Raw genomic sequence first — 16,809 nt, 5'->3', positions numbered from 1 at the left:
ACTTCAAAACACTAAACCCTTCACCCCTTCACCCCTTCACCCCTCCACCCCGTGTATTTTCAATCCATGCTGAGGTCTACAGTTCTTCAGCGTAGAGTGCAGCTTGACCACAGAGCCAATAATGGCGATCGCGGGTGCTCCAAACTGCTGTGCTTCAACCTGTTGCACAATGGTTTCCAGGGTGCCAGTCAGTTCTTCCTGGTCAGGGCGTGTGCCCCAACGGACCAGGGCAACTGAGGTTGAATCACTCAACCCCGCTGCCCGCAATTGCTCCACGATATAGGGCAGGTTGTGGATACCCATATAAATCACGATGGTTTCAGAACCGTGGGCGATCGCCTGCCAGTTCACGTCTGGACGATATTTTCCGGCTCCTTCATGTCCCGTTACAAAGGTGACAGAAGAACTGAAGTGGCGATGGGTCAGCGGAATTCCGGCATAGGCGGGGGCGGCAATCCCGGATGTAATTCCCGGCACCACTTCCACCGAAACCCCTGCCCGCACTAACTCCTCCATTTCTTCGCCACCACGTCCAAAAATAAACGGATCTCCCCCCTTCAGTCGCACTACAATGGCAGCTTGTTTTGCCTTTTCAATCAGCAGTTGGGTCGTGTCTTCCTGCAACATTGAGTGCATGCCCCTGCGCTTGCCCGCATGAATCTGCTCTGCCTGGGGGTTAATCATGCTCAAAACCTGGGGGCTAACCAGGGCATCATAAACCACAACATCGGCACACTCCAGTAAGGCTTTGCCCTTCAATGTCATCAACCCCGGATCTCCAGGACCAGCACCAACTAAATAAACCTTGCCTGATTGGGTCATAGATTAGGTGAGCGAGTGAGAGTATTATTTTTAATCTTTTCCTCGACCAGATCTACCAATAAATCTGCCAACTCTGGGGTGGCATCTAAAGGTGGGATGAGATCCAAATCGAGGGTCGGAAATTGAGCAGCAAGGCGGGCGACCAATTGGGCGATCGCATCCGTCACGCTGCCGCTAAACAAAAAATAAGGGAAAATGGCAACTCGTTTAGTGCCTGAATTCACGAGTTCAAGTAAACGGCTCTCTAAATCGGGAGGAACGGACCAGTAGGCAGGAATCGCCCCCAAGCGTTCTGCCAATATTTCCACTGCCTGATTCGCTCCAGGGCGGCGGCTACCATGCGCCAATAAAATCCAGGCTTCGGCAGGGAAAGCTGCCATCCGTTCGGTGATCAATCGCTGTAGTCTCAGACGGGAGCCAAGATGGGATGTTATCCCCAGCCTGACACTGTTTCCTAGAGCCTGTTGAGCCAGAGCCACTTCCTGAGGAATGTCTTCCATCACATGCACCCCCTGGAGCAGAAATAGCGGCAATATCTGAATCGTAATTGGTTCAGACTTGACCGGGTTCCTTGCTATCGTCTGAAGCGTGTTACCCAATCGAACGATCGCTGCGTGCAACGATTCGGAGCTACATTCAAGGGCGGCAATAGCAACGATGGGTTGGCTTTCCGTGGAAACAGCCAATGAATTGGGATAGCTTGACCAGGCTACCCGCCGATTGTCTTCCCAATCATCCGGGTCAACTGCGATCGCGCTGGCACTGCCTGATGGAGCAAGCTGAATGTGTTGGATGCGGCAGGAGAAATATTCAGACAGTTTTTCGACTGCCGCCTGGGGACGGCGATCGCGACTACCATGAAAAACCAGCAAATAAGCAGAAGGAAGTTGCAAAGTGGCAGGGTAAGAAGAACATTTCTCGAATTCTAGCGTCCTGCTTAGTAAACCGGAACTAACCTGCCTTATCTGAGCGACTAAATCCAGTAGAGTACTTAGGCACGCCATAGACAGAAGGGGCGCAGTAGACTGCGCCCCTGGGAGGTTTGCGGAAATTTACCGCTATAGATTTATTTCTTCTGTCCTTGCTTAGATGCCTTTTTCACTGGCTCGCTGCTGTCGCCCTCGGCTTCAGGGGCAGGGGTGACTTGCTTTGCCATTTCTCGGTAATCATCTGGGTTCCCAGTGGAAGTTGAAACACTGTCGGTTGCTTCAGCATTTGGCATACCGGGCATGGAAGCGGTGACTGCCCTTTCTCCTGACTGGCTGCCACTGAGTTTCTTAGAAGCCTCGTAGTCAGCGTCTAAGTCAACATTAGGAGCAGACTGCTCCCCTTCCTCGATCGCCTCAGCAACTTGATGGGCATCATAACTTTCAGCGGATGCCGCTTCGGACTTTACATCTACATCAGACTTTTTAGCTTTTCCAGAATCAGATTTATTAATTTTCTCAGCCATAAGAGAACTCCTATTTCAAAACGTTTTGCTTCTTTTGCTAACGTTGATACCTTAACGAAGGAGACCCCTCGGCTTCTAACTTCCTCAGACAGATTTCGCTCCCCTCTTTAAGAGAGATTTTTCCAAACAATTACAATCTCGATTGCTTGACTGTTGGGATGGCAAAGACGCGATCGCAACACTCAAAGGAACTAAGACCAGTGGCAAGCATAAGCCTGGAGATCCCTCTCTGGCTACACCAAAGCGCCCTACACTTAATCGAGAATTTCGTCCAGTTGATTAATAAATCAGATGTCATTTGAAATACTGTTTAATTTTTTCTTTGGGACTATACAGTGGACAAATCAATTATTTTCCTCAAATATTATGAGTTCTACAACAGAGCCAAGTTTGGAGAGCCACGACATCGTTGAGGACGATTATCCACTTAGTTCAGTTCCCCAGAGTGCTCGTAAACCAATCTGGTCACTGGCTCCCCTCCTAATGGGTTTTACTCTAACCTCAACCACGCTGTTTGCAGGCGGAAAACTGGGTCCTGCTTTCAAGTTTTTCCCTGACCTGCTAGCGCTGATTGTGGTGGGAAACCTGATTTTGGGTGTGTATTGTTCAGCGCTTGGCTATATTGCCTATAAGAGTGGTTTGTCTACCGTGCTGATGGCACGCTTTAGCTTTGGTAACTTTGGCTCTAAGTGGGTTGATTTTATTCTTGGATTTACTCAGATCGGCTGGTATGCCGTTGCCTCTGCCGTGATTGCCGAAGTCGTTGGTAAACTGCTGCAAATTCCCCCTTCCTGGAACTGGTTACTTGTCCTATTTTTCACCTATGCCTTTTGCTCTACTGCTTATATTGGCTACCGGGCAATGGATTGGCTCAGTCGCCTGTCTGTACCACTAATGCTGATCCTGATTTTTTGGAGTTTGATCCTTGCAACGGGTAAGGTGGGAGGTTTAGAAGGTTTAGAGGCAATTGAACCAACAACTCAAATGACGGTTGGGGCTGCTCTGACCACGATCGTGGCAACCTTTGTTTCTGGCGGCACGCAGGCAACTAACTGGAGCCGCTTCGCCAGTTCGCCAAGGGCGGCGATCGGCGGTACATTTCTGGCTTTCTTCCTGATCAATGGGTTAATGGTGTTTGCTGGAGCTTTCAATACTCTGGTGTACGGTAATCAGGACATTGTCGAAGTAATGGCAACCCAGGGCATTTTGATGGGTGGTTTTTTGCTCCTGTTGCTTAACATCTGGACGACTCAGGACAATACCATTTATGCCTTTGCGATCGCGGGCTGTCATATGTTTCGCACCCGCAAGCGGTCTCTCTTTGTATTGGCGGGTGCCACCATCGCTCTGTTTCTGGCATGGGGTGGCATCTACGAAATGTTGGTGGATTATCTTATTTTTCTCGGCTCAGTCATCCCCCCGGTTGGCGGCATCATCATGGCAGACTTCTGGCTTAAGCATAGGGGTGCTTTTCCGTCACTTTCAGAGCCGCAACCTGCATTCAACTGGGCAGGTGTTGTCTCCTACGCGATCGCTTCCATCGTTGCTTATGTTTCTGCCAATTTCCCAACCGGTATTCCTCTCTTCGACATTGCTCCTCTGAATGGAGTCATTGTGGCTGGGCTAATGTATGTAATTCTGTCAAAGGTGATCAAGTAGCTACTAACGGGATGGGCAACTAATGTGCCCACCCTACGGGAAGCAAGCTAGATCCCCACCCTTCTCCTCCAGGAGAAGGGCTTTCAGACATTTCCTGTCCCCTCCCCCATCGGGCTATCCATTACGCAAAACCCACTCAACACGTGATGTAGATAACCTTTCGGATGCTAACACTCTGACCGATCAACCCTTTTTGGAGGGGGTCTGGGGGACGCAACCGTCCCTCAGCAGGGGGTACGGGGGACAGTTCCCCCGATTTTGCGGCTCCTGCCGCCCCTAGATCTTTGCTGTTGCCCTGCTCAACCATTGGGTCAAACTTCACGACCTCAACCATTTCAGAGACTTCTGCCTAAAGGATAGCCCCATCGGGAGAGGGCTAGGATGTGGCTTGCTTCCCGAAGGGTGGGCAGTTCTTGCAGGCATTTCAGCAAAGTTGCACATCGCATTATCTAACAACTAACCACTAATCCCTAACAACTAATTTCGCTGTACCCTATAGCCTGTACCCCTATACCCTCAATCATTCCTATGGCACTGACTCCTTCAACCATGCTGGCGCTGGGAACTTCTGCGCCAGATTTTTCATTGCCGGATGTAGTGGCTGGTAAGTCCGTTTCTCTCGCAAGTTTTGCTGATCAACAGGCATTACTGGTTATGTTTATTTGCCAGCACTGTCCTTATGTCAAGCATGTCAAAGAGGAACTGGCAAAGATTGGCAAAGACTATCAGGAAAGCGATCTGGGCATTGTTGCCATCAGTGCAAATGATGTTGCCAATTATCCGGGGGATGCCCCTGAACAGTTAAAGGAAATGGCGATCGCCCTTGGGTTCACCTTTCCTTTCTGCTACGACGAAAGCCAGGAGGTGGCAAAAGCTTACACTGCCGCCTGTACGCCAGACTTTTTCCTGTTTGATCGCGATCGCAAACTGGTCTACCGGGGGCAACTGGACGATAGCCGACCCGGTAATGGGTTGCCCGTAACTGGAAAAGATTTGCGGGGGGCGATCGATCTTGCCCTGGCAGGACAGCCCATTTCGGCTGACCAAAAACCCAGTATTGGCTGCAATATCAAATGGAAATCGGGGAATGAGCCAGGTTATTAATTAACGTCTGGCTTTGGGAGACTCAGCATCAATGTACTCACGCCAGCGTCGGATCTGCCCCTGCTCGAAATCTACCGCGATCGCATCTTCCGCCTGAGTCCGTTTTCCGGTTTGAGTCTCCGTTTCTTCCCAAAACCACTCTACAACCGCACGATTGCCCTCAACTAAAATTCGACGAATATCAACCCTGACATCGCAGTGGGTAGCGGTAAACTCCGTCATGACATCATGAATTGCCTGCTGCCCTTGCCAACGATGACCGGGCACAATAAATTCACCATCGGGTAGAAACAGAGTGGCAAACCTGTCTGCATCACCCCTGACCCAGGCTTCGCCTGCCTGCCTAATGGCTGCCCTAATCTGCTCTGGTGGCATTTTCATTTCCTCAAAAACCTGATGATTTTCCAGAAGTAATGATTCCTTCGAGAATAATTCCTTTGCAAAAAATACAGGGCTTAAACTGACAAAATGCAGCTCAAGCCCCAGTTCTGTATATATCGAACCCAGACGTTTCCCACCTCAGACCGCTCTGGTAAAGGATTTAACCTTTCCTTGGTAGGAACAAAGTGGAGGAAGCGACAAAAACTCCACAACCGTCTGCCATTTTATCAGCACTGCTCTTCTCCCTACCGTCGCTCTCTTTCGAGAGAAGATGCTGGATCACAGCGGCAAAACATCCATTCAGTGCGTTTATCTTATGAGTCCATAATATTCGGCAAACCTGAAAAGCTTCACTGTCTAAGGGTAGAAGGCAACGCTTCTTAAGAAAGAGGTTGATGGTTCGTTACACTCTACTGGCGAGAGAAGACATCAGCGTGTGCGCTCGGTCATCCGTAATTGATGTTGGCGCTGATTGAACTCTTGCTGCTCAACGGCCAGCAAAGCGTAGTCAATCGGTGGTCGCATATCCCACTGCACCTGTGCCAAAAACAGTAAGCTGCCACCAATTACAAACCCGGTTACTAAAAACTGCCATGCAACCAGGTTCTGGACATACCAGGCACTCGCGAGATGAATTATGCCCAGCAGCACGAAGGTACGGGATTGCAGCCCAAAACCCGTGCAAAAATAGCCGATCGCACTCAAGCCTAGCCAGAGCGGACACAGACTGGCCAGCACGGTTCCCCAGCCTAGAAAGATACCCAGATCCGTCAACACAACTCCACCCAGCATCAGGGTTGCCCAGCAATAAACCAGCCACATTAGCCGCTCGACCCGTGCCCAAAATGTGGTCAAACCCACCATGCAAATGACCCCAATCGCCGTTAATGCCGACCAGATAATTGCCTGCACACCCCAACTCAGGGGTATTACCTGTGCCACAGAAAACATCAGAACTGCCATCAGTCCCCAAATCACAAAGACCTGATCGATACGGGTGTAAACGGCTGAAAACTGGCGATCGCCAACCTGCCAGCCAATTTTCCAGGCACCATCTAAATCCTGAAGATCGAGCATTTCCTGCTTGCGCGTCAGGATCGGGGCGAGAGAAAAGAATCCCTTCATGGGTGGTTGAAATTAGTTAATAAGTTAAGCAGAAATACTGAGGATGAACGCACTTAAGGTAATCCTGCTACTAGCTTAACAATACCCGTGCTCCCAAAGCGATAGCCCAGCTTTATGCCATCGGTACGGATTTCCGTATGGCAGAAGTTGACTGACCCCTAAAACAAAACAGCGCTTTACCATCTGCGTTTAGAATGGGAGTGTTTAACGTAACTCATCGTTGCCACTTTCCCCCCCTTTGGCGACTCTATGTTTGAATCTCTTAGCAAACTTCCTCGCCAATTCTCAATTGGGCTAACGTTTCCAATTATTTTCCTGAATCTCTGGCTGTTGCTGGTACTGGTTGAACAGCTTCAGCCGTTAGTCAGTATTTTGATTGTGGCGACTCTGATCGCATTTTTGTTGGATTATCCCATTCGCTTCCTTCAGCAGCTTGGGCTGCGGCGGAGCTTTTCAGTTGGCATTGTGTTGCTGGTGGCACTGTTGATTCTGGCTGTCCTGGTACTGGTGCTGGCTCCTCTGATTTTGCAACAGGCAAATGAATTAATTATTCGCCTACCAGATTGGTTGCGCTCAGGGCAGCAACAGTTGACTAGCCTGGAAGATTGGGCAGTGGCACAGCAACTACCCATTGATCTGCGTGCCACGATCAACCAATTAATTGAACGATTGACCAGTGTGCTGCGATCGCTGACGCGAGAGATCATCAGTCTGGCATTCAGTGCGATCGGCAGTATTGTCAACGTTTTCCTGACGATTGTGTTTGCGGTCTTTCTGGTGCTGCGGGGCGAAAGCTTGTGGCAAGGCATTTTGGGCTGGCTACCTACAGACTGGAGCAGTCGAGTGCGGCTGTACCTGCCCCAGAATTTTGAGCGCTACATTGTGGGTCAGGTCACAATGGCATCGATCCTGGCAATTATTCAGTCAACAGCGCTATTCATTTTGGGAACGCCTTTAGCACTGTTATTTGGCTTCATGATTGGGATTGGCAGTATTATCCCCTTTGGGGGATTGACGACCATTATTGTGGTTAGTTTGCTGGTTGCCCTGCAAAATTTCTGGTTGGGTGCAAAGGTACTGGCGGTGACGATCGTCATTACTCAAATCAGCGAGAATGCGATCGCACCTCGGATTGTAGGCGACCTGATTGGGCTAAATCCTACCTGGATGCTAATTTCCCTGTTTATTGGTGTCAAGCTGGGAGGCGTAGTGGGCTTGATTGTGACCGTTCCGGTTGCCAGCTTTATCAAAGGGACGTTTGATACTATTCGATCCCAAGGGCTTAGTTTTTCAACGGTGTCATTGGCGCAGGCTCCTGTTGAACAATCGACCACTGCTGATGAGGGTCCCAGCCTGGAAAAAAGCAACCCAAAGGTAACTCAGTCGGGGGTTTCATAATTCTGGATTCTGGATTCAACTTCACAGACTGTACGGGCGGGTTTAGCCGTTTTCCTTTGCATAAGCCACCCATCCACACGCAATTGTGGTTTACTCATCTGAAAATAGCTGTAATTCCCGTTCCTCAGCTATCCCCAGGTTCTGATTGTACCGTCCCAACTGGCGCTGGCAAGGGATGTGCCGTTGGTATGAAAGACAATGGCAGAGATGGAACCCTGTCCGCTAAAGGTGAAAATTTCTTTGCCCGTGCGTGGATTCCACAACTGAAGGCGATCGCTCCCAATTGCCAACAGTTTCCCATCTGGGCTAAACGCTAGAGCGCTGATCCGACCGGACTCTGGGAGAATTACTCGCTTTTCTCGCCAGGTTTGAGTGCTCCACAACCTGACACCGCCATCCCAACTGCCAGTGGCAAGGGTCTTTCCATCTGGACTAAATGCCAGGGAAGCGATCCCCTGGTCGTGTCCTTTGAGCGATCGCAGCATTTGCCCACTACCCATATCCCATAAGCTAATTAGGGCATCGCCTCCGGCACTGACGAGGATGGTGCCATCAGGGTTGAATGCCAACACTTCTACCCGACCGGGATGCCCAGTTAGTGTCCCCTTCTCTCGCTGGTTGTCCAGATCCCACAGCCTGATTGGGTCATACAGGCTACCGCTGGCAAGCAACCGCCCATCGGGGCTAAGGGCAAGGCTCAAGACCGTATCCGTATGCAGATTAAGGGTGCCCAATCGCTGCCCAGTATGGGGATCCCAGAGCCGGATGCTTTTGTCGGCACTGCCGCTAATTAATAGGGAACCATCGGGACTGGCAACCAGGGAATAAATTAGATCCAGGTGCCCGGTGAGGGGACGAATGGGCTGAGCGGTTTGCATATCCCAGAGCTTGAGGGTGGTACCGCTGGTATGGGCAAGGATAGAGGTGGAAGGGCAGAGGGCGATCGCATACACCTTGCCCCCCGTGGTCAACTGATGTATACATTGCCAGGTTTGGGGCTGGGTCCTGGTTATTTTTGAGCGGCGTTTTGAACCGGGTGACACTTTGGGGGCAGGTTGCTTCGGAATCGGTTCTTTGGCAGCGGGAGTTGGCTGACGCACAGAACCCGACGGGACAAGCGTTGGCACAGGAGGACTATGGTGTTTCTGCCGGATGGCAACCGATGGTTTCAAGGGTGGAGGAGAAGGCGACGGCAAGGGCAACTGAACTTCCAGGTCTTGCAGAACCTCTGGCACAGACTGGTAGCGGCGGCTCAGTCCTGACTCCAGCATCCGCTCCAGCACCCTCCCCAGTTTTTGACTGATCGGGCTGACCAGATATTGTTGCCAGATCCAGGCATCGTGGCTGGTGTCAAACAGGTCAAAGGGCGATCGCCCAGTCAGCAAATGAATACAGGTAACTCCCAGGCTGAAAAGGTCACTGGCAAAAACGGCTCTGCCTCTGGCTTGCTCCGGTGCCAGATATTCTGGACTACCAATCGCCGTTCCCGTTCTAATCAAAGCAGTTCCCACTGCCGCCTTTGCCGCCCCAAAATCAACCAGTACCATCTGCCCACCAGCAGCCCGTCCCATTTTTTGCTCGTACTTGCGGCGCATTTCGTAGAGCAGACGGCTGGCATCGGCAACCAGAAATTGGCGTTGAGAGTAGGTTAGGTCAGGGTAGGTGGTAAACATGGCAGACATCTGCTGCCAGCGCCCATAATCCGCGATCGCCATATCTTTAGGCGGTTTTGCCAGACTCCGGCTGAGAAACTCGCTAAACCTTTGCTGGCTGGTGATGGAGTCTCGGAAACCCTGGGCAGTTTCCACAGAGAGCGCCTGCAGCATACCTGCCCAGTCCGTCTGGTTAGCCCGCCCCCGACTGCCCACCTTACTGCCCGGCGTGAGAATAATATTGCTGGGCTTAACATCTCGGTGAATCACGCCATGGGAGTGAACAAACTCCAGCACCGGCAACAGGCTCGTCAGAACCTCCCAGACCTGGGATTCGTTGAAAGGTCCTTGCTCGTCCAGTAGCGCTGAGAGCGTTTTGCCATTGATGTATTCCTGCACCAGGTATTGCCGCCGATCCTGGCTGAAATGTGCCAGCAATGCCGGAATTTGCGGGTGACTGCCTAACTCCTCCAGCCGTAAAGCCTCCTGCTCAAACAACTCCGCCGCTTTTTTAACGTGGCGGGTGCTCTGTGAGTTGGGTAAAAACTGCTTGATTACACAGCGGGGTTTGGAGGGCTTATCTTCATCGATCGCCAGAAACGTTCTGCCAAACCCCCCTTGGGCGATCGGCTTGATGGGGCGGTATCGGTCTTTCAACAGCAGTTTTGCTCCACAGCTCCGACAGGACTCAATCGTGTCTGGATTCTGAGGCTTCCGACAGTTAGGGTTGAGGCAATAGCTCATAACCTGGGAGCAAACGGCAAGTATATTATCATAAGCATTTGCTAGAGTTTGCTGGTTAAGATTGGCAACGAGTAGCCAGCTATAGCAGGTGACAGGTTTCGGGTGTCAGGTACTGGTGGGGCAAAGGGCGTTGTGACAGGAGTTTGCGATCGCTACTTGCCTTGCCCCTAATGGCGACCGCTATACCAAAAATCGGGTAGGCTAAGTAAGCCTACCCGATAGATCGGTATTAAACCAATTAAACCGTTAAGTTAAGTGGGCGTAACTAAACATAGGATGCTTTAGGCACAGCCGTAACGCATCAACCCTTTAAGCGGCATGGGTTAGACGACTAGTAGAGCTTGGCGTAAATCTGGCTACCGTTCCTGGTACCTGGCACCTGATACCTAACACCCTGAATGGTTGCCGAACTTACGCTGCAAAGTACTAGTACGTTTCAACGTGCCAGCGACCTGCCTTCTTCATTGCCTGACGGTACTCTTTCCATTCAACACCGAACTTAGCCGCTTCAGCCGTAAAGGCTTCATCAATGCCGTCTTCCATTCCCTTCAACCCGCAGATGTAGGTGTGGGTCTTCTCATCTTGAAGCAGTTGCCACAGTTCTGGTGCATATTCCGCAACCCGGTGCTGGATATACATCCGACCACCTTCTGGGTTCTTCTGTTCCCGGCTGATGGCATAAGTAAGACGGAAGTGATCAGAATACTCTTTTCGCATTTCTTCCAGTTCTTCCTTGTAGAGCACATTAGGCGTTGTGGCAACTCCAAAGATCAACCAGGCAAGCCCCTTAAACTGGTATTCGGGATTGAGCTTCCGTTCTCCTTCTTTGAACATGCGCCACAGGAACGCTCGGAAAGGAGCAATTCCTGTTCCGGTTGCCAGCATGATGATGTTGGCATCTTCATCGGGAGGGAGCAACATTTCTTTGCCGGTGGGTCCGGTAATTTTGACTTCGTCACCGGGCTTCAAATTACAAATATGGGTCGAGCAAACCCCAAACACTGTTTCCCCAGTTTCGGGGTGCTTGTACTCTAGCTGGCGGACACAGAGCGAAACGGTTTTGTCATCCAGGTCATCCCCATGCCGGGTGGAGCCAATGGAATAGAGACGGAGCTTTTCAGGCTTACCATTTTTATCTACCCCAGGTGGAATAATTCCGATGCTCTGACCTTCCAAATACCGCAGATCGCCACCAGAAATATCAAACTTGACGTGGTGGCAGGTGCCAATACCACCCGCTTTCACCAGTTCCTTATTCGAAATGACTCGACCAATAAAGGGATTATTCGGACGGTAGATATTCACGGGAATATCGGTCTTTTCCTTTGCTTGAGTCATGGGCTTTTTCTCAGATGCTTGGTTACCCTGTCCAGTCTCTACTGGAACACTCGTAGGTTTCTGTTCTGAGGTAACGTTCCCATTCATTTTGGGATCGGCATTCAGTGGTTGGATGCTAACAATCTTGCCGCCCAAGCTTTTAATGCGTCGCATAGTTGCACTCATACGACTGTAGGGCGCAATGATGTACGTGCTGCCACTTGTCCGAATAGAGTAGTTGAGAGAGTCCGTTTCATTACTCTGACGCATACCGATGAGTTCAAATCGGTACATACGTTCGCTTGAGGATGTGTTGGCGGCACCTGCCGCTTTTGAACTATACATATGTGCTCAAATCTCCGACCTAACCTAACTTACTATTGTCCTGCAAGGTGCCCCTTTTACCTAATTTGACCCATACAACAGCACAGGTCTACACAACATGCTGGTCAAGGCACCATCAAAATGTCAAGTTTGTGACCGTTTTAGTTTTTGGGGCGAGGGCGATCGCCGCCTAATTCCGCATCTTGATCAGGCATTTACGGTCAAAGCTTGTAGGGAAGATCCCGTTTTTGGTAAGATCACTTCAACGGTAGTACTAAATACTTACCTGAAGGGCTGGAGTTCTTCCTGACTGGCAGAAGGCAGCGTTCTTGCGGCGATCGATTCTTGGATAGCTAGGGTCGCTCTCCAGTGTCGAATCTGGCAGAGGAGCAAGTATGATCTGCAACAGCCCTGGTTGACTCTCTCTCCCAGGTTTTCTGCATGGGAGCTTACGGTATTAGGAGATGTGAAGTCCTGTAAAGGGCACTGCATCCTGAGCCAACGAGATAGCCCTTAGACCGCAAATTTAGCTTACTCCAGACACAGTTAGCAGTATCTTTTTCGTTTAGAGGAAACCTATGACCAGTAAGCCAGACCGCGTGGTTCTGATTGGCGTCGCCGGAGACTCCGGGTGCGGCAAGTCTACTTTTTTACGCCGAATTTCAGATTTATTTGGGGAAGACTTTGTCACCGTCATTTGCCTGGATGACTATCACAGCCTGGATCGCAAGCAGCGCAAAGAACAGGGAGTGACGGCCCTTAACCCGAAGGCAAACAACTTTGATCTGATGTACGAGCAGATCAAAGCCTTGAAAAATGGTGAAACCATTGATAAGCCTATTTATAACCACGAGACTGGCATGATTGACCCGCCTGAGCTGGTTAAGCCAAATCATATTGTCGTGATTGAAGGGCTACACCCCCTGTATGATGAGCGGGTTCGTAGCTTACTTGACTTCAGCGTTTACCTTGACATCAGTGACGAGGTCAAAATTGCCTGGAAAATTCAACGGGACATGGCAGAACGGGGTCATAGCTATGAAGATGTGCTGGCAGCCATTAATTCCCGTAAGCCAGATTTCAAGGCATACATTGATCCTCAAAGAGAGTTTGCTGATGTTGTGCTTCAGGTGTTACCCACCCAACTGATTAAAGATGATAAAGAGCGCAAGGTTCTGCGGGTGCAAATGATTCAACGGGACGAAGTGGAAGGGTTTGAGCCTGCCTACCTGTTTGATGAAGGCTCCACGATCGACTGGATTCCCTGTGGACGGAAGCTAACCTGCTCCTACCCTGGTATCAAGATGCACTACGGTCCTGATACCTACTACAAACACAGTGTTTCTGTCCTGGAGGTAGATGGTCAGTTTGACAAACTAGAAGAAGTGATTTATATCGAGCGGCACCTCAGCAAAACTTCTGCCAAGTATATCGGCGAGTTAACCGAATTGCTCCTGCAACACCGTGAGTATCCCGGTTCTAATAATGGAACGGGTCTGTTCCAGGTTCTCACAGGTTTGAAGATGCGGGCAACCTATGAGCGACTAACTGCAAAGCAGCCTCAGATTGCGGCTAAAGTCCAATAGGCGTGATGCTGAATAGAAGTATGAATTGGAACGAAGTTTCATTCATACAACTCTCAATTCATACCCAAAATCAGCAATGTCTCAATAGGTGACAGGGGTTAGGGAGAGGTGTCAGGGGTTGGTTCAGTGCCCTCTGGCACCTGACACCGTTTTTTGGATGGGTGTGTCAGGGGTAAGAAGGCGAAACTCTTCGATTATCATTTATTACCTATGAACGCTCAAATCTTAACTCTGCCACCCCCCTCCCCACCGACTTCTTATCACTTTAATTAGATATTCCGATTGGAACAGCAGGTTTTGTCTGCAATTTACGAGGTGAATGGAGGGCATTTCAGCTTATAATATTTCCTTAAGATTTGGTTGAAAAAAACATAGGCTGAAGTGATCAGGCTTCGAATTTGCTGCCGTAATGAATGAAAGTCTATCCGGAAAGCCTTAACTGCCCAAAAAAACCGGCACTTAATCCAGCAGGGTTTCGGATAAGCTTTAAGCCAGATTTGAAATTCAAAGGTAATTACTATGACTGCCAACAGCACCGCCAAGGTAAACGGTCGCAGCAGAGCTAAGAGCAGCTCTAAGTCTTCCTCGGAGACGGCGAATGCAAGCACTGAAGCGCCAGCGACGAGTGCTGAGACCTCAGTAGTCAACCCGGATAGTTCAGAGGTAAGCAAGGAAGAAACTATGGCTACCGATAATGTTGTTAAAATTACTGCTCGTCCAGTTCAATCAGAATCCGATAAGGATGGCTCAATCCAGCTTCGTCAATCGTCCCTTACCGTTTGGAACCGCCCAGTCATGCCCAGTGATATTGAAGTGACCGATACTATTACAGTTGCTGGAGTTCGTCCGATCGCTGCCAGTCACTTAGACATTTACGGCTCCTATCTCAATGGTCGTCCAATTTCAGCTAGCCATCTTAAGGTGGCTGAAATGCTTCCGGGCAATCGCCCCATCTTTGCCAGCGAGTTCCACTCAGTTCAGGGGGCTTTACTTCCTGGAGATCGTCCCATTATGGTCAGCGACCCCCATCTCCTGGAAGCCTCACTTTTACCGGGGAATCGCCCCATCGCTTCCAACGAAATTGACGACCCTACTACGCTGATGGGCTTCCTCGATTAAAGCTCAGGCTAGTTTGACTTTCATTGCTGTCATGACAAACGGCTTTTAGAGGGCTTGGCGATCGCCAAGCCTTTTTTTGTGAGACAAAAATCTTGGTGCATAATCCAGAGAATGTCAGTCCAATTGACCACCTGCTTGCTCCCTGAGCTAACAGTCAAAGAATTAAGCTGTAATTACCTGGCATTTTTCAATGCAGAATGGGCTTGTTCAATCTGATCCAGCGATCGCTTGGCTTTCATGATTGCTTTCAGGTATGCCAGTTCCTTGCTCCAGGCAGTGCGGGGAAGAATCTTTTGTTCAGCCTGTTCTGGCGAATCGTGGGATGCCTCAACAGCAAAAATCACTTGTAAGCTAGAGAAATTGTTGTCCGTCATACAATGTCTCCTGATCAGGAGGGAATGGATGAAAGGGTGGGAGGGTAGATGAAGGTGTAGTTCCCCATGCTACCCATCTCATTCCGTAACCGCTGCGCGAGAAGCGTTGCTGATTTTGGGTATGAATTGGGAGTTGTATGAATTGAAACTTCGTTCCAATTCATCCTGCTATTCAGCACCACCCTGCGCGAGATGGGGTTTCGTTCCACCAGCGATCGCCCCAGCTTTCAGACCAGTGCGTCTTTTCGGGCTCTATCGTCTAAGTTATGCTTAATCAATAGCTAAATGCCAACAGATTAAGCAGCGTAACTGAAAGTTATCAAAGTTTCTGAACCCGTAACCAGACCGCTTGATCAGCTTCAATTTATTGTTAATGCCCTCCACAGCACCACTGGTTGTGCGGTTGTCGAAATAGGCAGTGACTTCACCAAACCATCGACAAATCGTTCTGACACTTGCCTGAAAAGTGCCCTGAGCTTGGGCTAGCCACTCGAGCAGTTGAAAAGTTCCATCCTCCCAGTCTTGTGCTTGCTCGAAGATGGCTCTAAATGCTTCCTTCTGCTGATGCATTTGAGCCAGAGTGGGTAGCACTTCTCGAATTTCTTCTAGTTTGGCTTTTTGCCTCTGCGTTAAATTCTCCTCCGGCTTGAGTAAGGCATATTTACTCTGCTTGAGCGCAGCTTCAATTCGGGCTTTCTCGCTTGGGTTTACTGTCTGGTCATTGGCTTGACATAGAGTTTTTCGAGCCGTATCTAAGTCCTGATTAACAATCTTCATAACATGGAATCGGTCAGCGACCACCGTTGCATTGGGTAACAATTTATTGACCAAACTTTTATAGTTTCCAGATAGGTCAATGCTCACCTCAACAATCTGGTTCAACACAGCTTCTCCCCATCCCTCAAGCACTTGCCTCACATCTTCCTGTTTTCGAGAAGGCGCAAAGCCCAACGGTACCCGACGATCTAGATCGACTAAAACGACAATGTAATCCCCTTGCCCTTTTCGTAAGGCAATTTCGTCTATCCCTAGCCGTTTCAGGGAACTCATATCGATTTTGAGGTTTTTTTACTGATATATTGCACCATTGACCATACTTCTTCATCAGTTAGATCATTCGCAATCGCAACATTATGAATATCACTGTGCAAAACCTGTTGCACAATTGACTGAGCAAATCGATCAGTTTGCTGGCGACGACTGCCGATGAAATCGAGCGTCTCACTGAATGGCTTACCACAAGTTTGACACTTAAACTGGCGGCGATTAATCTTGAGCAATACGCTTCGGCCACTGATGCTTAAATCTCGCGCTAGATGCCAATGATTCTGGTGTAAATGATGACTTGTTTGTTGGCAACGAGGACAAATTGCTTCGGTTGTCCTTGCTTCAACTTCTAGAATCAGTTGTCCTGCGATATCGGTGTAGTCTTCAACTTCGATTCCGGGTAGGTTTAGTATCTCGGTTAGAACTAGCTGCATATCCCAGTCCTGTATAAGTTGCTACATTAGCATACCAAAGCCGATAGACCCAGGTTTCTTTCAACCCTTTAGAACTTTAGGAGAAGTGGCTGCGCAAGGGATTAGCAGGATAACTTGAAGCTGAAAAGGCGGCGTTGCTGAATAGAAATATGATTTACTGCGGGACGGGCACATCACCAAATTTGAGGTAGTGTAGTAGCAAGCGAATCGAGTGCTTCAGCATTTCTACGGACTTGGAATAGCACAAGGTCTTGCGATGCAACCGGGCAA

At 49.6% G+C, this 16,809-nt stretch carries 15 protein-coding genes and 2 pseudogenes; 6 read left to right on the top strand and 11 right to left on the bottom strand.

Going from position 1 to position 16,809, the window contains the following annotated elements; translation table 11 throughout:
* Window positions 1-36: 36 nt before the first annotated feature.
* From cobA to AC1S52_RS18270, 3 genes are all read right to left on the bottom strand, one after another.
* The gene (gene cobA, locus AC1S52_RS18280) at window positions 37-822 is read right to left on the bottom strand and encodes a uroporphyrinogen-III C-methyltransferase (protein ID WP_482030475.1); all 786 of its coding nucleotides are present in this window, start codon (window positions 820-822) and stop codon (window positions 37-39) included.
* Window positions 819-1,715: a sirohydrochlorin chelatase gene (locus AC1S52_RS18275; protein WP_482030474.1), complete on the bottom strand. Its 897-nt coding sequence runs from the start codon at window positions 1,713-1,715 to the stop codon at window positions 819-821. Before AC1S52_RS18275 ends, cobA begins: the two co-directional genes overlap by 4 nt.
* Window positions 1,716-1,888: 173 nt before the next feature.
* Window positions 1,889-2,275 (bottom strand): hypothetical protein, encoded by a 387-nt coding sequence (locus AC1S52_RS18270; RefSeq protein ID WP_482030473.1) that lies wholly within the window; start codon window positions 2,273-2,275, stop codon window positions 1,889-1,891.
* 366 nt (window positions 2,276-2,641) lie between these two features.
* Between AC1S52_RS18270 and codB the strand changes: the two genes are divergently transcribed.
* Window positions 2,642-3,934: a cytosine permease gene (gene codB, locus AC1S52_RS18265; protein ID WP_482030472.1), complete on the top strand. Its 1,293-nt coding sequence runs from the start codon at window positions 2,642-2,644 to the stop codon at window positions 3,932-3,934.
* Window positions 3,935-4,070: 136 nt separating this feature from the next.
* On the opposite strand, the gene AC1S52_RS18260 is transcribed toward codB, so the two are convergent.
* Entirely contained in the window at window positions 4,071-4,268 is a 198-nt protein-coding gene (locus AC1S52_RS18260; protein WP_482030471.1) for a hypothetical protein, read from the bottom strand.
* A gap of 194 nt (window positions 4,269-4,462) precedes the next feature.
* Between AC1S52_RS18260 and AC1S52_RS18255 the strand changes: the two genes are divergently transcribed.
* Window positions 4,463-5,038 carry a thioredoxin family protein gene (locus AC1S52_RS18255; protein ID WP_482030470.1) on the top strand — a complete coding sequence of 192 codons (576 nt, stop codon included), beginning with the start codon at window positions 4,463-4,465 and terminating at the stop codon, window positions 5,036-5,038.
* On the opposite strand, the gene AC1S52_RS18250 is transcribed toward AC1S52_RS18255, so the two are convergent.
* A complete protein-coding gene (locus AC1S52_RS18250) occupies window positions 5,039-5,413 on the bottom strand; it encodes a nuclear transport factor 2 family protein (RefSeq protein ID WP_482030469.1) in 375 nt (124 codons plus the stop codon). It abuts the gene before it with no gap.
* Window positions 5,414-5,848: 435 nt separating this feature from the next.
* Complete coding sequence (locus tag AC1S52_RS18245) at window positions 5,849-6,544, bottom strand: hypothetical protein (protein WP_482030468.1); 696 nt, start codon at window positions 6,542-6,544, stop codon at window positions 5,849-5,851.
* A 249-nt stretch (window positions 6,545-6,793) separates the two neighbouring features.
* On the opposite strand from AC1S52_RS18245, the gene AC1S52_RS18240 reads away from it, so the two are divergent.
* Window positions 6,794-7,942, top strand: a complete 1,149-nt coding sequence (locus tag AC1S52_RS18240) for an AI-2E family transporter (protein WP_482030467.1) — start codon at window positions 6,794-6,796, stop codon at window positions 7,940-7,942.
* 128 nt (window positions 7,943-8,070) lie between these two features.
* Here the strand turns inward: AC1S52_RS18240 and AC1S52_RS18235 are convergent, their stop codons facing one another.
* Together AC1S52_RS18235 and petH are read right to left on the bottom strand one after the other, a co-directional pair.
* Window positions 8,071-10,338 (bottom strand): protein kinase domain-containing protein, encoded by a 2,268-nt coding sequence (locus AC1S52_RS18235; RefSeq protein ID WP_482030466.1) that lies wholly within the window; start codon window positions 10,336-10,338, stop codon window positions 8,071-8,073.
* Window positions 10,339-10,764: 426 nt separating this feature from the next.
* Window positions 10,765-12,000, bottom strand: coding sequence for a ferredoxin--NADP reductase (gene petH, locus AC1S52_RS18230; protein ID WP_482030465.1), 1,236 nt, complete (start codon window positions 11,998-12,000; stop codon window positions 10,765-10,767).
* A gap of 47 nt (window positions 12,001-12,047) precedes the next feature.
* On the opposite strand from petH, the gene AC1S52_RS18225 reads away from it, so the two are divergent.
* From AC1S52_RS18225 to AC1S52_RS18215, 3 genes are all read left to right on the top strand, one after another.
* The gene (locus tag AC1S52_RS18225; protein WP_482030464.1) at window positions 12,048-12,173 is read left to right on the top strand and encodes a hypothetical protein; all 126 of its coding nucleotides are present in this window, start codon (window positions 12,048-12,050) and stop codon (window positions 12,171-12,173) included.
* A gap of 384 nt (window positions 12,174-12,557) precedes the next feature.
* Entirely contained in the window at window positions 12,558-13,565 is a 1,008-nt protein-coding gene (locus AC1S52_RS18220; RefSeq protein WP_482030463.1) for a phosphoribulokinase, read from the top strand.
* 519 nt (window positions 13,566-14,084) lie between these two features.
* Window positions 14,085-14,684 carry a hypothetical protein gene (locus AC1S52_RS18215; RefSeq protein WP_482030462.1) on the top strand — a complete coding sequence of 200 codons (600 nt, stop codon included), beginning with the start codon at window positions 14,085-14,087 and terminating at the stop codon, window positions 14,682-14,684.
* 173 nt (window positions 14,685-14,857) lie between these two features.
* On the opposite strand, the gene AC1S52_RS18210 is transcribed toward AC1S52_RS18215, so the two are convergent.
* From AC1S52_RS18210 to AC1S52_RS18200, 3 genes and pseudogenes are all read right to left on the bottom strand, one after another.
* Complete coding sequence (locus AC1S52_RS18210; RefSeq protein ID WP_482030461.1) at window positions 14,858-15,058, bottom strand: hypothetical protein; 201 nt, start codon at window positions 15,056-15,058, stop codon at window positions 14,858-14,860.
* A 270-nt stretch (window positions 15,059-15,328) separates the two neighbouring features.
* A pseudogene (locus AC1S52_RS18205) lies at window positions 15,329-16,539 on the bottom strand (ISL3 family transposase).
* A 154-nt stretch (window positions 16,540-16,693) separates the two neighbouring features.
* Window positions 16,694-16,809 (bottom strand): annotated as a pseudogene (locus tag AC1S52_RS18200) (IS1 family transposase); the annotation flags it as partial.

It is taken from the genome of Kovacikia sp. CALU 1929 (assembly GCF_056784235.1).
This window is presented reverse-complemented; position numbering and strand designations above follow the sequence as displayed.

Coding starts and splice junctions, on each gene's coding strand:
- cobA (WP_482030475.1), bottom strand. CDS start 822: ATGACCCAATCAGGCAAGGTTTATTTAGTTGGTGCTGGTCCTGGAGAT.
- AC1S52_RS18270 (WP_482030473.1), bottom strand. CDS start 2,275: ATGGCTGAGAAAATTAATAAATCTGATTCTGGAAAAGCTAAAAAGTCT.
- codB (WP_482030472.1), top strand. CDS start 2,642: ATGAGTTCTACAACAGAGCCAAGTTTGGAGAGCCACGACATCGTTGAG.
- AC1S52_RS18260 (WP_482030471.1), bottom strand. CDS start 4,268: ATGGTTGAGGTCGTGAAGTTTGACCCAATGGTTGAGCAGGGCAACAGC.
- AC1S52_RS18255 (WP_482030470.1), top strand. CDS start 4,463: ATGGCACTGACTCCTTCAACCATGCTGGCGCTGGGAACTTCTGCGCCA.
- AC1S52_RS18250 (WP_482030469.1), bottom strand. CDS start 5,413: ATGCCACCAGAGCAGATTAGGGCAGCCATTAGGCAGGCAGGCGAAGCC.
- AC1S52_RS18245 (WP_482030468.1), bottom strand. CDS start 6,544: ATGAAGGGATTCTTTTCTCTCGCCCCGATCCTGACGCGCAAGCAGGAA.
- AC1S52_RS18240 (WP_482030467.1), top strand. CDS start 6,794: ATGTTTGAATCTCTTAGCAAACTTCCTCGCCAATTCTCAATTGGGCTA.
- AC1S52_RS18235 (WP_482030466.1), bottom strand. CDS start 10,338: ATGAGCTATTGCCTCAACCCTAACTGTCGGAAGCCTCAGAATCCAGAC.
- petH (WP_482030465.1), bottom strand. CDS start 12,000: ATGTATAGTTCAAAAGCGGCAGGTGCCGCCAACACATCCTCAAGCGAA.
- AC1S52_RS18220 (WP_482030463.1), top strand. CDS start 12,558: ATGACCAGTAAGCCAGACCGCGTGGTTCTGATTGGCGTCGCCGGAGAC.
- AC1S52_RS18215 (WP_482030462.1), top strand. CDS start 14,085: ATGACTGCCAACAGCACCGCCAAGGTAAACGGTCGCAGCAGAGCTAAG.
- AC1S52_RS18210 (WP_482030461.1), bottom strand. CDS start 15,058: ATGACGGACAACAATTTCTCTAGCTTACAAGTGATTTTTGCTGTTGAG.